10 protein-coding genes are annotated in these 13723 nt (G+C 64.1%); all 10 read left to right on the top strand.

What is annotated here, in order from left to right:
* Positions 1–567 precede the first annotated feature (567 nt).
* The 10 genes from recD2 to MTP38_RS07345 all read left to right on the top strand — a co-directional run bounded on the left by recD2 (position 568) and on the right by MTP38_RS07345 (position 13703).
* Positions 568–2787: an SF1B family DNA helicase RecD2 gene (gene recD2, locus MTP38_RS07390; protein WP_249233136.1), complete on the top strand. Its 2220-nt coding sequence runs from the start codon at positions 568–570 to the stop codon at positions 2785–2787.
* A gap of 219 nt (positions 2788–3006) precedes the next feature.
* Positions 3007–4032, top strand: a complete 1026-nt coding sequence (locus tag MTP38_RS07385; RefSeq protein ID WP_227620752.1) for a rod shape-determining protein — start codon at positions 3007–3009, stop codon at positions 4030–4032.
* A gap of 146 nt (positions 4033–4178) precedes the next feature.
* A complete protein-coding gene (locus MTP38_RS07380; RefSeq protein WP_227620753.1) occupies positions 4179–4550 on the top strand; it encodes an OadG family transporter subunit in 372 nt (123 codons plus the stop codon).
* Between the two features lie 15 nt (positions 4551–4565).
* Positions 4566–5774, top strand: coding sequence for a sodium ion-translocating decarboxylase subunit beta (locus MTP38_RS07375; RefSeq protein WP_249233135.1), 1209 nt, complete (start codon positions 4566–4568; stop codon positions 5772–5774).
* Positions 5775–6394: 620 nt separating this feature from the next.
* Positions 6395–9028 carry an ATP-dependent helicase gene (locus tag MTP38_RS07370; RefSeq protein WP_249233134.1) on the top strand — a complete coding sequence of 878 codons (2634 nt, stop codon included), beginning with the start codon at positions 6395–6397 and terminating at the stop codon, positions 9026–9028.
* A 6-nt stretch (positions 9029–9034) separates the two neighbouring features.
* A complete protein-coding gene (gene thyX, locus MTP38_RS07365) occupies positions 9035–9814 on the top strand; it encodes an FAD-dependent thymidylate synthase (RefSeq protein ID WP_249233133.1) in 780 nt (259 codons plus the stop codon).
* Positions 9811–10482, top strand: coding sequence for a dTMP kinase (locus MTP38_RS07360; protein ID WP_249233132.1), 672 nt, complete (start codon positions 9811–9813; stop codon positions 10480–10482). The genes thyX and MTP38_RS07360 overlap by 4 nt, the downstream gene beginning before the upstream one ends.
* 26 nt (positions 10483–10508) lie before the next feature.
* Positions 10509–11324, top strand: coding sequence for a hypothetical protein (locus tag MTP38_RS07355; RefSeq protein ID WP_227620758.1), 816 nt, complete (start codon positions 10509–10511; stop codon positions 11322–11324).
* A 21-nt stretch (positions 11325–11345) separates the two neighbouring features.
* Positions 11346–12470: an endolytic transglycosylase MltG gene (mltG, locus tag MTP38_RS07350; protein WP_249233131.1), complete on the top strand. Its 1125-nt coding sequence runs from the start codon at positions 11346–11348 to the stop codon at positions 12468–12470.
* 12 nt (positions 12471–12482) lie between these two features.
* Positions 12483–13703, top strand: coding sequence for a peptidase U32 family protein (locus MTP38_RS07345; protein WP_227620760.1), 1221 nt, complete (start codon positions 12483–12485; stop codon positions 13701–13703).
* Positions 13704–13723 lie beyond the last annotated feature (20 nt).

The following is a 13723-nucleotide window of genomic DNA, read 5'->3' as shown; positions in this document are numbered from 1 at the left end:
GGAACTTCTGATAGCTTCACCAAACGAAACGCCCCCAAGGAGCGGCAGCTCCAAGGGGGCTTTTTTGCGCCTTTCGCTCATGGGCAGCTTCGCCGTTACCCGGAAACCTGCCCTCTTCGCCAGAGGCTCCCCTACAAGGGGAGCTGTCACCGAAGGTGACTGAGAGGTTGTACGAAGGAGAGCCTGACCGTGAGCCGCTGCGGAGCTGAACCTCTCCGTCACGCCTGCGGCGTGCCACCTCCCCTACCGAGGGGAGGCCTTGGCATACCGCAAAGCCCCGCCTCTTCGCCAGAGGCTCCCCTACAAGGGGAGCTGGCGCGAAGCGCCTGAGAGGTTGTACGAAGGATAGCTTGACCGTGAGCCGCTGCGGAGCTGAACCTCTCCGTCACGCCTGCGGCGTGCCACCTCCCCTACCGAGGGGAGGCCTTGGCATACCGCAAAGCCCCGCCTCTTCGCCAGAGGCTCCCCGATGAAGACCAGCCTGACCTTCAAAGCTCCCCCATATTTACAAATCCCCCCAAAACCGCTATACTATATATAGTTGTGTCAAAACGAGGAGGCGGGACGATGGAGCGGGAGCTGGAACAGCTGGAAGGCACGGTGGAGGACATCATCTACCAGAACGAGGACAACGGCTACACCGTGTTCGAGGTATCGGGCGGCGGTGTGGTAACGGTGGTCTGCGGCGTGGTGGGGGAGCTTCATGCAGGGGAGAGCGTCGTCTGCCGGGGGCGGTACGAGAACCACGCCACCTACGGGCGGCAGTTCCACGCACAGGAGTGCGAGACCGATATGCCCAAAGACCTCGAGGCCGTCTATGCCTTCCTCGCCAGCCGGTCGCTGCCCTACATCGGCGCACGGACGGCGGACAAGATCATCGACAAGTTCGGCGCGGCGGCGCTGGAGGTCATCGCCAACGACCCCGCCCAGCTCACCCTCATCCCGGGCATCTCGGCGGACAAGGCCGACCGCATCCAGCAGGAGTTCAAGCGGATGTTCGGGATGCGGGAGCTGATCGCCTATCTGGCCCAGTTCGAGATCAGCCCCCGCCGGGCGATGGAGGTCTTCCGCACCTTCGGCCCGGGGGCCATGACGGCCATCCAGCAGAACCCCTATCTGCTCTGCGGCGAGCCGCTTCAGCTGGACTTCCGCCACGCCGACAGCATCGCCCAGTATTACCAGATGGCGGGGGACTGTGCCCAGCGGCTGGAAGCCGCCCTCCTGCGCACCCTCCGCCACAACGCGGGCAACGGCCACACCTGCCTGCCCCGCGCCCAGCTGCTGGCCACAGCCTCGAACTTCATCCACCAGCCCCCCGAAAAGCTGGACGAGGCCCTCGCCCGCTGCCTCGGGGCGGAGACGCTGGCGGAAAAGACCTTCGACGGCACGGAATATATCTACCTGCCCGACCTTCTGGCCGCCGAGCAGGACATCGCCGACCGTCTGGCCCTGCTGACGAAGCGGGGGAAGCAGACGGCCCACGGCCTCGACAAAAACATCCAGATCCTGGAGCTGGCGCAGGGTTTCGCCTACGCGCCCCTGCAGCGGGAGGCCATCCGGAAGGCCATGACCGAAAACTGCCTCGTCCTCACCGGCGGCCCCGGCACCGGCAAGACCACCACCGTCAACGCCATCCTGCAGCTTCTGGAAGATCAGGCCGAGCGGGTGGCCCTCTGCGCCCCCACGGGCCGGGCCGCCAAGCGCCTGAGCGAGCTGACGGGCCGCAAGGCCTCCACCATCCACCGTCTGCTGGAGGTGGACTACACCGGCGGCGTGGTCAGCTTCATCCACAACGACAAGAACCTCCTCAAATGCGATGTGGTCATCCTCGACGAGATGAGCATGGTGGACGTCAGGCTGTTTCAGGCCCTCATCGCGGCCCTGCGGTACAGCTGCCGCATCATCATGGTGGGCGACGCCGACCAGCTGCCCAGCGTCGGCCCGGGCAACATCCTCGGCGAGGTCATCCGCTCGGGGCTGGTGCCCACGGTCTGCCTCAACGAGATCTTCCGGCAGGCGGCCCAGAGCCTCATCGTGGAGAACGCCCACCACATCATCTCGGGCGAACCGCTGAAAAAGGGCGGCAAAACGGACGATTTCTTCTTCCTTGAGTCGGACGGCGACGCGGCGCAAAAGCTCGTCTGCGACCTCGTGACCACCCGCCTGCCCCGCAGCTACCAGTTCGACCCGGTGAAGGACATTCAGGTGCTCTGCCCCACCAAGCTCGGCCCCACCGGCACGCAGGCCCTCAACGTGGAGCTGCAGGCCCTGCTCAACCCGCCCCAGAAGGGCAGGCCGGAATTGCAGAGCGCGGCCCGGGTCTTCCGGGTGGGCGACAAGGTGATGCAGGTGCGCAACAACTACGAGATCACATGGCAGCGCATCGGCGGAGAGCAGGGGGTAGGGGCGTACAACGGCGACATCGGCATCGTGGAGTCCATCGACCCCCGCAGCCGCTCGATGGTGGTGCGGATGGACGACCGGCGGCTGGTCTACCCCGCCGAGAACCTCAACGAGCTGGAGATCGCCTATGCCATCACGGTGCACAAGAGTCAGGGCAGCGAGTTCCCGGCGGTCATCCTCCCGGCGGCGCAGGTGCCGCCCCGCCTGTGCTACCGCAACCTCTTCTACACCGGCGTCACCCGGGGCCGGAAGCTCTGCATCGTGGTGGGCCGCCGGGACGTCGTCAACCGGATGATGTCCAACATCCGCCAGAACCTCCGCTACAGCGGCCTCGCGGCCCTGCTGGCGGAGGCTCTGTCGCCGGAGAATCTTCCGGTCATATGATGCTTTCCGAGAGCGAGTGCCTCGCCCAGAGCATCCTTGCCCTCTCAGTCATCGCTTTGCGATGCCAGCTCCCCCAAAGGGGGAGCCTTAGGCAAAGCCTCCGCAGAGGGTTTCTTTTTCCCCTCAGATATGCTATACTATAATGTGTTTTGATGACCCTCGCCCGGAGATGGGCGATCGCAATAGAGAATGGGGCAGCAGAGAAAGGAATTCACGACTATGGCACAGAACGACATCGGTATCGATCTTGGTACGACGACCATCATCATCGCGCAGGAGGGGCAGGGCGTCGTCCTCAACCAGCCCAGCGTAGTGGCGGTGGACACCCGCAAGAACTGCGTGCTCGAGGCAGGAGACAAGGCCCTCGCAATGGTGGGCCGCACGCCCAACTACATCTCCGCCATCTTCCCGCTGAAGGACGGCGTCATCAGCGACCACACCATGACCCGCGAGCTGATCTGCCGCTTCGTCAATCAGGTCTACAGCTCCCACATGGTCAAGCCCCGGGTGGCCGTCTGCGTGCCCGCCGCCATCACCGGCATCGAGAGCGACGCCGTGGTGGAGGCCGTCATGGCCGCCGGTGCCCGTCAGGTTTACCTCATCGATGAGCCGATCGCCGCCGCCCTCGGCTCCGGCATCGACATCACCGTCCCCGATGGCCGGATGATCATCGACATCGGCGGCGGCACCACCGACATCGCCGTGCTGAGCCTCGGCGGCAAGGTCAAGGCCACCAGCGTCCGCGTCGCGGGCAACCACTACGACGAGGAGATCCTCAAGTTCGTGCGCAACAAGTTCAGCATCGCCATCGGCCAGCGCACCGCCGAGAACCTGAAAAAGAACGTGGCCTGCTGCCCCCAGAAGGCCGACTTCAACGAGACGATGGAGATCAAGGGCCGCAGCCTGCTCACCGGCCTGCCCGTCCGGGTCAACGTCTCCACCGCCGACCTCTACGAGCCGGTCATGCGCCTGAGCGAGCAGATCGGCACCGCCGCCCATCAGGTGCTGGAAAAGACGCCCCCCGAGCTGGCCGGTGACATCTACCGCAACGGCGTTGTCCTCACGGGCGGCGGCGCACAGCTCCACGGCCTGCCCGAGTACCTCAGTCAGGAGCTGAAGGTGGAGGTGACGGTCTCGCCCGACCCCGTCAACTGCGTGGCGCTGGGCACGGCCATGAGCCTGCGGATGGGCGACAAGCTGGAGACCGGCTTCACCGACGCCACCCCCCGCATGGGCCGCCGCTGAGGGCTTGTTCACAGTCTGGTGAAGAAGAACATGATTTTTGTTCATAGTTGTTGAATCGACCCGGAAAATATTGTATAATACTTTCAAATCGGTTTTTGCTGTCCGCCCGGCGGTCGGCAAAGAAAAAAGTAACTAGGAGGAAGACCATGGATTTAGGTTATGATGTGATCGTTACCATAACCGGTATTGTGCTGGTGTTTCTGATCCTCGTCCTGCTGATGGCCATCATCACGCTGGAGGGCAAGATCTTTGACGCCATGAACAGCAAGAAGGCAGCCGCCAAGGCTGCGTCTGCTGCAAAACCGGCTGCTCCTGTGAAACAGGCCGCTGCGCCCGCTGCCGCACCCGCAAAGGCTGCTGCCCCGCAGGTGGAGGCAGGCATCCCCGGCGACGTTGTGGCAGCCATCATGGCAGCCATCTACTCTATGGGCAACGGCAAGTACGTGCTGAAGGCAGTCCGCCGCGGCAAGAATGGCTGGGGCAAGGCTGGCGTCAACGACACTACCGCGCCCTTTTAACACAGGAGGAAAAACATGACTCAGTTTATTGAGACTCTGGTCGGTATTTTCCAGAGTTCCGGCTTTGCCCGGTTCGGTGAGCCGGGCGGTATGCTCTACGCCGTGATGATCTGCGTGGGCTGCTTCCTGCTCTACCTTGCGATCGTCAAGGAGTTCGAGCCTCTGATCCTGCTGCCTATGGCCTTCGGCATGATTCTGGCCAACCTCCCCGGCAGCGGCGTCATCCATATGCAGTATTTCGTCGGTGACGGCCTCGAGCACCCGATGTGGATCGAGATCCTGAACAACGGCGGTCTGGCCGATATGCTCTACATGGGCGTCAAGCTGGGCATCTACCCGCCGCTGATCTTCCTCGGCATCGGCACCATGACCGACTTCGCCCCCCTGATCTCCAACCCCAAGAGCCTGCTGCTGGGCGCTGCCGCTCAGTTCGGCATCTTCGGCACCTACATGGGCGCTCGTCTGCTGGCCGCGACCGGTCTGGTGGACTTCACCCAGAAGCAGTCTGCCGCCATCTCCATCATCGGCGGCGCAGACGGCCCCACCGCTATCTTCGTCACCTCCCGTCTGGCTCCTGAGCTGCTCGGCTCCATCGCCGTCGCGGCCTACAGCTACATGGCTCTGGTGCCCGTCATCCAGCCCCCCATCATGAAGGCTCTGACCTCCAAGAAGGAGCGTACCGTCGTGATGAAGCAGCTGCGCACCGTGACCAAGACCGAGAGGATCATCTTCCCCATCATGGTCGCCATCATCGTCTCCCTCATCGTGCCCGATGCCGCCGTTCTGGTCGGTATGCTGATGCTGGGCAACCTGATGAAGGAGTGCGGCGTCGTGGATCGTATCCAGAAGACCGCTGGCAATGAGCTGATGAACATCATCACCATCTTCCTTGCCCTGTCCGTCGGCTGCACCACCTCCGCCAACACCTTCCTGAACAACCGCACCCTGTTCATCATCGTGCTGGGCCTCATCGCCTTCTCCTTCGGCACCGCTGCCGGTGTCATCTGCGGCAAGGTCATGTACATCCTCACCGGCGGTCAGGTCAACCCCCTGATCGGCTCCGCAGGCGTTTCCGCTGTGCCTATGGCTGCCCGCGTCTCTCAGAAGGTGGGCCAGAGCGAGAACCCCTCCAACTTCCTGCTGATGCACGCCATGGGCCCCAACGTGGCCGGCGTCATCGGCTCCGCCGTCGCTGCTGGTATCCTTATCAACATCTTCGGCTAAGCATTTCCTGAATATCTCCGCTCCATCGTGGCATTTTCCGCGATGGGGCGGTTTTTGTTTTGGGGCTTCGGGGAGACGGGCTTGCCCTCTCCGTCTGCTTCGCGGCGGCTCTCTCGCAGCAACCTAGCCCTCTCAGTCACCTTCGGTGCCACCTCTTTCGCAGCGGCCTTGCCCTCTCAGGCGCTTCGCGCCAGCTCCCCCAAGGGGGGGGAGCCACTGGCGTGCCGGGCCACTTTCCGCTGGACGCCTAAGGCCCGACAGGACGCAAAAGGGCGGGCCTCGCTTACGGGGGCAGCGGCTTCTGGACAAGAGCACCTTGTCAAGCTGTCGTGAATCTCTGTAGCAGGGCACTACTGTTTCAGGGAGTGCAAGCTTTGCTCGTCCCGCGTGGGCCTGACCGGCACGCCAGTGCCTCTCCCTATGGGAGAGGTGGCATTGCGAAGCAATGACGGAGAGGGCAAGGCCGCTGACGAGGAATCGCAGGCGCAGCGATAGTATCGCTCTGACGAAGGGCCTCCACCCCGACGAGTTTCCTCTTATTATGTACAACTTTTTCGAAATGTGATATACTATAAATCAAGTGGTTTATCCAGAAATGAACGAAAAGAACAGGTGAAACAATGGCAACAGATCTCGCACAACAATTCTGCGCTTTGCGTGATACCTATATCGAAAAGCAGTTCGGACGGCTGAACGAGATGCAGCGGCAGGCGGTGTTCACCACCGACGGCCCGCTCCTCATCCTCGCGGGAGCAGGCAGCGGCAAGACCACTGTGCTGGTCAACCGCATCGCCAATCTCATCCGCTTCGGCTCGGCCCACGGCTCGAAATGGACGCCCCGGGAGGTCACGGAGGAGGACGTGAAGGCCCTGCGCACCGCCATCATGACCGGCACCGACGCCCCGGCGTGGCTGGACGGGATGCTCCGCCAGAACGCCGTCCGCAGCTGGAACGTCATGGCCATCACCTTCACCAACAAGGCTGCCGGAGAGCTGAAAGAGCGCCTGCGCCGGATGCTGGGCGGGGAAGAGGGGGACGAGGTCTTCGCCTCCACCTTCCACTCCGCCTGCGTGCGCATCCTCCGCCGCTGGGCCGAGGAGATCGGCTACCCCCGCAGCTTCACCATCTACGACACCGACGACGCCCAGCGGGTCATGAAGACGGTGTACAAGGAGCTGAGCGTGGACGACAAGTTCTTCCCCATCAAGAGCGCCATCAACCAGATGAGCCGCTGGAAAGACCAGCTCATCAGCCCCGAAGAGGCCCTGCGCACCCCCGCCCGGGACACCAAGGGCGCCCTCGCGGCCAAGGTCTACGCCGCCTACGAGCGGAAGCTCAAAGAAGCTGGTGCCTTCGACTTCGACGACCTCATCTACCAGACGGTCATCCTGCTGTCGGAGCACGAGGACGTCCGTGAGTTCTACCAGAACAAGTACAAATACCTGCTGGTGGACGAGTATCAGGACACCAGCGTGGCCCAGTTCCGCCTCGTCAGTCTCCTCACCGGCCCGGAGAAGAACATCTGCGTCGTGGGCGACGACGACCAGAGCATCTACCGCTTCCGGGGCGCGACTATCGAAAACATCCTCAACTTTGAGCGCATCTATAAGGGCACCAAGACCATCCGCCTTGAGCAGAACTACCGCTCTACCTCCAATATCCTGAACGCCGCCAACTGCGTCATCCAGCACAACACCGAGCGGAAGGGCAAGACCCTCTGGACCAAGAACGGCGAGGGCGACAAGGTGCAGGTCTACACCGCCGAGAACGAGCAGGATGAGGCCATGCACATCGCCGACGTCATCGGCCAGCATCTCAAGGCGGGCGGCCATCTGGCCGACCACGCCATTCTCTACCGGATGAACGCCCAGTCGGCCCCCATCGAAAGCTATTTCACCCGCGCCGGCATCCCCCACAAGATCGTGGGCGGCCAGCGCTTCAACGACCGCAAGGAGGTCAAGGACATCCACTCCTATATGTCCATCGTGGCCAACCCCCGGGACGACATCCGCCTCCGCCGCATCATCAACGAGCCTGCGCGTAAGATCGGCGCAACGACTGTCGAGGTCATCGCCGACCTCGCGGCCCAGCAGGGCGTGAGTATGCTGGACGTCATCTCGCAGGCCGACCAGTACGCCAAGCTCAGCCGCGCCATCGCGCCGCTGTATAAGTTCTGGGACATCTGCCAGAAATTGCAGGAGTCGCTGGAAACGAAAACGCTGGACGAGTTCGCCGCCGATGTCATCGAGCTGACGGGCTACCGCGCCATGCTGGAGGCCGACGCCGCCAAGGGCCATGAGGACGCCGCCGACCGCCTGCAGAACCTCGGCCAGCTGGTCAACAACGTCAAGAGCTACTGCGACCAGCACGGGGAGGAGGCCTCCCTGGAGGGCTACTTGGAGGACATCGCCCTCATCAGCGACATCGACAGCTACAACGAGAGCGCCGATCAGGTGGTGCTCATGACCATCCACTCCGCCAAGGGCCTCGAGTTCCCCTATGTATTCCTCATTGGCATGGAAGAGGGGGTCTTCCCCAGTGAAATGAGCAAGTATTCCGAGGCCGACCTCGAGGAGGAGCGCCGCTTGGCCTATGTCGGCATCACCCGCGCCAAGAAGGAGCTGTACATCTCCAACAGCCTCACCCGGATGCTCTATGGCCGCACCCAGCGCAACGAGCCGAGCCGCTTCCTCCGGGAGATCGAGCCGGAGTACCTCGAGGAGACCCGCAGCCCGGTGCTGGAGCAGCGCTCCCGTCTGGGCGGCTGGGGCAGCAGCTGGGGCAGCGACACCGTCCCGGGCGGCGCGTCGGGCTACTCCGGCCCCTCCGGCTGGGGGCGTTCGGCCTCCGGCCGCGGCGGCTACCTTAGTAAAGAATATAACGCCCCTTCGTCCGGAAACCGCGGCTTCGGCGCGGACTATGCGGGCCGGGGCAGTACTGCGTCGGGCTATGGCAGCAGCTCCGGCCCGTCCGGCTTCGGCAGCGGCTATGGCCGCCCGACGGCCCCCAAAGCGCCGGTCCGGCCCGCAGGCGGCGGCGTAAGCCCGGCTCCTGCGCCCCGTCCCGCCTCCACCGGCCCCAAGCACTACGAGCCGGGCGACATCGTGGAGCACAAGGTCTTTGGCCGGGGCGAGGTGCTGAAGGTCAAGCCCGCCGCAGGCGACCAGATCGTAGAGATCCGCTTCGAGAAGGTGGGCGTGAAGAAGACCATGGCAAACTATGCGCCCCTTGTGAAGATAACGACGGAGGAATGAGAAAAAATGATGACTGTCCGATTGATCGCACACACGCCGGAGCCGGAGAAGGTGGTGGCGGCGGCGGCGAAGCTCTGCTACTCCGACGCCCACATCACCGACCTTCTGGACGGGCTGGATGAGGAAAAGACCGCCCGCTTCCTGACCATGCTCAGCGACGTGGGCCACGCCAGCCCCATCGAGCACGCCAGCTTCACCTTCGGCATCGAGGGGGTGAGCCGCACCCTGCTGGCCCAGATCACCCGCCACCGCATCGCGTCCTTCAGTGTCCAGAGCCAGCGGTACGTCCGTCTGGACGATTTCCGCTACGTCATCCCGCCCGAGATCGAGGCCATCCCCGAGGCAAAGGCGGCTTTCCTCGAGAGCATGGACGAGGATGCCAAGCGCTACCTCGACCTTGTGAAGAAGCTGGAGGAGGGCCACACCGCCCGCCTGATGGCCGAGGGCCTGCCCGAAAAGCAGGCCCGGGCCAAGGCCTCCAAGCAGGCCAACGAGGACGCCCGCTTCGTCCTGCCCAACGCCTGCGAGACCAAGATGGTCGTGACCATGAACGCTCGCAGCCTCCAGAATTTCTTCCACCTCCGCTGCTGCAGCCGCGCCCAGTGGGAGATCCGGCAGCTGGCCGAGGAGATGCTGCGGCTGGTCTACCCGGTGGCACCCCATCTCTTCCGCACCGCTGGCCCGGCCTGCGTGTCCGGCCCCTGCCCGGAGGGCAGGATGTGCTGTGGCCGCACCGCTGAGGTCCGCGCCCGGTACGCCGCGCTGAAAGGGGAGAGAGCAGAATGAGCAAGGGCAAGCTTCTCGTCCTCGAGGGTCTGGACGGCTCCGGCAAGGCCACGCAGGCAAAGCTTCTGGCCGCCCATCTGGCCGGGAGCGGCCGCAGGGTGATGGAGATCACCTTCCCGGACTACGAGAGCGATTCCAGCGCGCTGGTAAAGATGTACCTCTCCGGCCAGTTCGGCAGCAGGCCCGACGACGTCAACCCCTACGCCGCGTCCAGCTTCTACGCCGTGGACCGGTACGCCAGCTATAAGACCAAATGGGGCAGCTTCTATGAGGCGGGCGGCATCGTCATCGCCGACCGCTACACCACGTCGAACGCCGTCCACCAGTGTTCCAAGCTCCCGCCCGACCAGTGGGACGGCTTCCTCCGCTGGGCCTTCGAATATGAGTACCAGCTTTTAGGCCTGCCCGCGCCGGACGCCGTCGTTTACTTACAGGTAGACCCCGCCGTGAGCCAGAAGCTCATGACCGGCCGCTACCACGGCGACGAGAGCAGGAAGGACGTCCACGAAAAGGACACCGAATATCTGGCCCGCAGCCGCCGCGCCGCCGAGTACTGCGCGGAGCATCTGGGCTGGGCCACCGTCCACTGCACGGTGGACGGGGCCATGCGCACCATCGAGGACATTCAGGCCGAGGTGCAGGCGCTGGCCGGAAACGTGCTCGGATAACCGCGAAAAAAGGAGGGATACTATCGATGTATCGTTTGATGCAGCCGTCTGAAGAGGCGGCAGTCGTGGCACTGTGGCAGGCAGAGCGGGGCGACAGCGCCGCCTTTGCCAAGACCGCTCTGGAACAGTTCGCCGGGGTGGAGAATGTCTATGTCGCCGAGGAGAACGGACGGCTCGAGGCCGCTGCGCTGGCCGTTCCGGTCACCCTCAGGGGCCGCAGCGGCAGCTATCTTTATGGCCTGTGCGGGAAGGGTGAGCTGCTCCTCGCGGGCCTCGTGGACTATCTCTGCGCCCAGCAGAAGCTGCGGGGGGCGGGCTTCACGGTGGCTGTGCCGCAGGGGCAGGAGCAGGCCGCTCTGCTGGAAAGCAAGGGCTTCCGCTGGGCCTTCCCCCTCCGCTGCCTGCCCCGGGAGGTGTCCCGCAACCTGTGGAGTCAGGCCGAGTTCGACTCCGTCACCGCCCGCAAGCTCTGTGAGCTGCGGGAGCGCTTCTGCCCCGATACCGTCCAGCTCCCGCCGGAGCGGATGGCCGTCGTGCTGGGCGACCTCTACGCCCGGGGTGCCACCATCGTGTCCAGCGGGAAGGGCTACGGCGTCTATTTCCGCCGGGAGGACACCCTCTACTTTGTGGAGATGATGGCCGAGGACGACCGCTCTGCCGAGGTGCTGATGGAAGCCGCCCGGGAGAAGGAGGTCATCGTGGAGCGCGCCGTCATCACGGTGGGCGCGGCCCAGAACCTCTTCCTCGGCGAGGGCAGACGGCAGGATTACGGCATGATCCGGTTCGACGCCGAACCCTTCGACGTGGAAGAAAGCTATATGCGGCTGATGATGGAGAGCTGAACGGACGATAAAGGAGTGCGTATGGCACAACAAGGAAAGAAGAAAAAAGACGGAGCAGCGAAAGTTATTTTGGCTGTGCTGCTGGTCGTGATCCTGACGGCGGGCGGCTGTCTGCTGGCCGCGAAGAAAGAAATAAACGGCAGCGCGTCTGCCCAGAGTGCGGTGAGCGTGAGCATCCCGCAGGGCAGCGGCGTGGCCGCCATCGCCAACCGCCTCAAGGAGGCGGGCGTCATCCGGTACCCCCACCTCTTCCGCTGGTATGTGGGCCGGCAGGGCGCGGCAGCGAAGCTCCAATACGGAGAGTTCGAGCTTGCCCCCGGCAGCTCCTACGATGCTATCATCGCGGCCCTCTCTGCCTACGCGCAGGCCGACAGCGTCCGGCTGACCTTCCCCGAGGGCACGACGGCCATCGCCATCGCCCGGAAGATGGAGGACGCGGGGCTGTGCAGCGCCGAGGACTTCCTTGCGGAGGCCAACACCGGCGATTTCAGCTCGTACCGGTTCTGGCAGTACGTCCCGGACGACAAGGACGCCCCCGACCGCTTCCTCAAGTGTGAGGGCTATCTTTTCCCGGACACCTACGACTTTTTGAAGGACGACACCGTCCATCATTATGTGGAGACGTTCTATGCCCACTTCGATAAGCAGATCACCGACGAGATGTATGCGGCGATGGACGAGCAGGGGATGACCCTGCCCGAGGTGGTGACGCTGGCGTCCTTCGTGCAGGAGGAGGCGGGCAACGCGCAGGACGACAACGTGGCGCAGGTGTTCCGCAACCGTCTGGCCGAGGGTTCGCCCTACCCCAAGCTCCAGAGCAACACCTCCAGCTACGTCCAGAGCGACGCCGACAACAACTATCTCTGGAACTGGGTCGCGCCCTATTACGGCGGCTGGGACAGCATCCCGGAGAACATCCGGACGGCCTACGACACCTACACCTGCACCGGCCTGCCTGCCGGACCCATCTCCAACCCCGGCATCGCGGCCCTCCGTGCCGCCCTCGCCCCCCAGCCCGACGAGGAGGCAGAGGACGCCTATTTCTTCGTCACCGACCGCAAGGGAAACTACTACTACGCCCGCACCTACGCAGACCATCAGAAAAACTGCGATGCGGCGGCAAAAGTCAATAAAAGCTTAACGTAAAAGAGGAATATCATGTTACAGATACCGGAACTTCTGGCCCCGGCGGGCGACCTCGAGCGCCTGCGGTACGCCATCAACTACGGCGCGGACGCCGTCTACTGCGCCCTGCCCGAGTTCGGGATGCGCTCTGCACCCACCAACTTCACCCCCGAGCAGCTGACAGAGGGCGTCATCTACGCCCACGCCCGGGGCCGCAAGGTCTACCTGACCATGAACACCCTGCCCACCAATGAGGAGGCCGACCGCCTGCCGCAGGCCATCAAGGACGCGGCTGCCGCCGGTGTGGACGCCTTCATCGTGGCCGACCTCGGCGTTCTGGACGCCTGCAAGACCTTTGCGCCCGACATCGACGTCCATATGTCCACCCAGACCGGCATCACCAACTGGGCCGCAGCCCGCGCCGCCTACAACATGGGCGCGAAGCGGGTGGTGCTGGCCCGGGAGATGACCTTACAGGACATCGCCACCCTCCGGGACAAGACCCCGCCGGAGCTGGAGATCGAGGCCTTCGTCCACGGTGCCATGTGCATGAGCGTGTCGGGCCGCTGCCTGCTCTCCAACTACATGGCGGGCCGCGACGCCAACCGGGGCCAGTGCGCCCAGCCCTGCCGCTGGAAGTATTATCTCAGCGAGGAGACCCGCCCGGGCCAGCTCTACGAGATCGGCGAGAACGAGGACGGCAGCTACATCCTGAACGCCAACGACCTGTGCACCGCCCCCTTCCTCGACCTCATCTGCAAGGCGGGCGTGGACAGCCTGAAGATCGAAGGCCGCGCCAAGACCTTCTACTACGTCGCCAGCGTGACTGCCGCCTACCGCCGCGCCCTTGACCAGTATCTGGCCGACCCCATGAACGAGAGCTTCGAGCTGCCGGAGGAGGTGCTGGCCGAGCTGACCCGCACCAGCCACCGCCACTATTCGCCGGGCTTCTACTTTGGCAGGGAGCAGGCCCGTCAGGCCACCGACAGCGCCACCTACATCCGCGAGTGGGAGTTCGTGGGCACCGTGGACGGCTGGGAGAACGGCGTCGCCAGCTGCCAGCAGCGGGGCAAGTGGAGCCTCGGCGACACGCTGGAGGCCCTCTGCCCGGATGGCCGCAGCATCCCGCTGACCCCCGCGTGGATCAAAAATGAGGCCGGTGAGCTGGTGGAGTCCACCCCCCACGCCATGGAGCACTACACCATCCCCACCCCCGAGCTGCCGCCCCTGAGCCTGCTGCGGCGGAAGGTCTGAGGGATACTGCAAACACAACG

Source organism: Faecalibacterium sp. I3-3-89, assembly GCF_023347275.1.
GTDB lineage: Bacteria > Bacillota > Clostridia > Oscillospirales > Ruminococcaceae > Faecalibacterium > Faecalibacterium butyricigenerans.
This window is presented reverse-complemented; position numbering and strand designations above follow the sequence as displayed.

What these genes read in the sequence shown, in the direction of transcription:
- recD2 (WP_249233136.1), top strand. Translation starts at nt 568, where the DNA reads ATGGAGCGGGAGCTGGAACAGCTGGAAGGCACGGTGGAGGACATCATC.
- MTP38_RS07385 (WP_227620752.1), top strand. Translation starts at nt 3,007, where the DNA reads ATGGCACAGAACGACATCGGTATCGATCTTGGTACGACGACCATCATC.
- MTP38_RS07380 (WP_227620753.1), top strand. Translation starts at nt 4,179, where the DNA reads ATGGATTTAGGTTATGATGTGATCGTTACCATAACCGGTATTGTGCTG.
- MTP38_RS07375 (WP_249233135.1), top strand. Translation starts at nt 4,566, where the DNA reads ATGACTCAGTTTATTGAGACTCTGGTCGGTATTTTCCAGAGTTCCGGC.
- MTP38_RS07370 (WP_249233134.1), top strand. Translation starts at nt 6,395, where the DNA reads ATGGCAACAGATCTCGCACAACAATTCTGCGCTTTGCGTGATACCTAT.
- thyX (WP_249233133.1), top strand. Translation starts at nt 9,035, where the DNA reads ATGATGACTGTCCGATTGATCGCACACACGCCGGAGCCGGAGAAGGTG.
- MTP38_RS07360 (WP_249233132.1), top strand. Translation starts at nt 9,811, where the DNA reads ATGAGCAAGGGCAAGCTTCTCGTCCTCGAGGGTCTGGACGGCTCCGGC.
- MTP38_RS07355 (WP_227620758.1), top strand. Translation starts at nt 10,509, where the DNA reads ATGTATCGTTTGATGCAGCCGTCTGAAGAGGCGGCAGTCGTGGCACTG.
- mltG (WP_249233131.1), top strand. Translation starts at nt 11,346, where the DNA reads ATGGCACAACAAGGAAAGAAGAAAAAAGACGGAGCAGCGAAAGTTATT.
- MTP38_RS07345 (WP_227620760.1), top strand. Translation starts at nt 12,483, where the DNA reads ATGTTACAGATACCGGAACTTCTGGCCCCGGCGGGCGACCTCGAGCGC.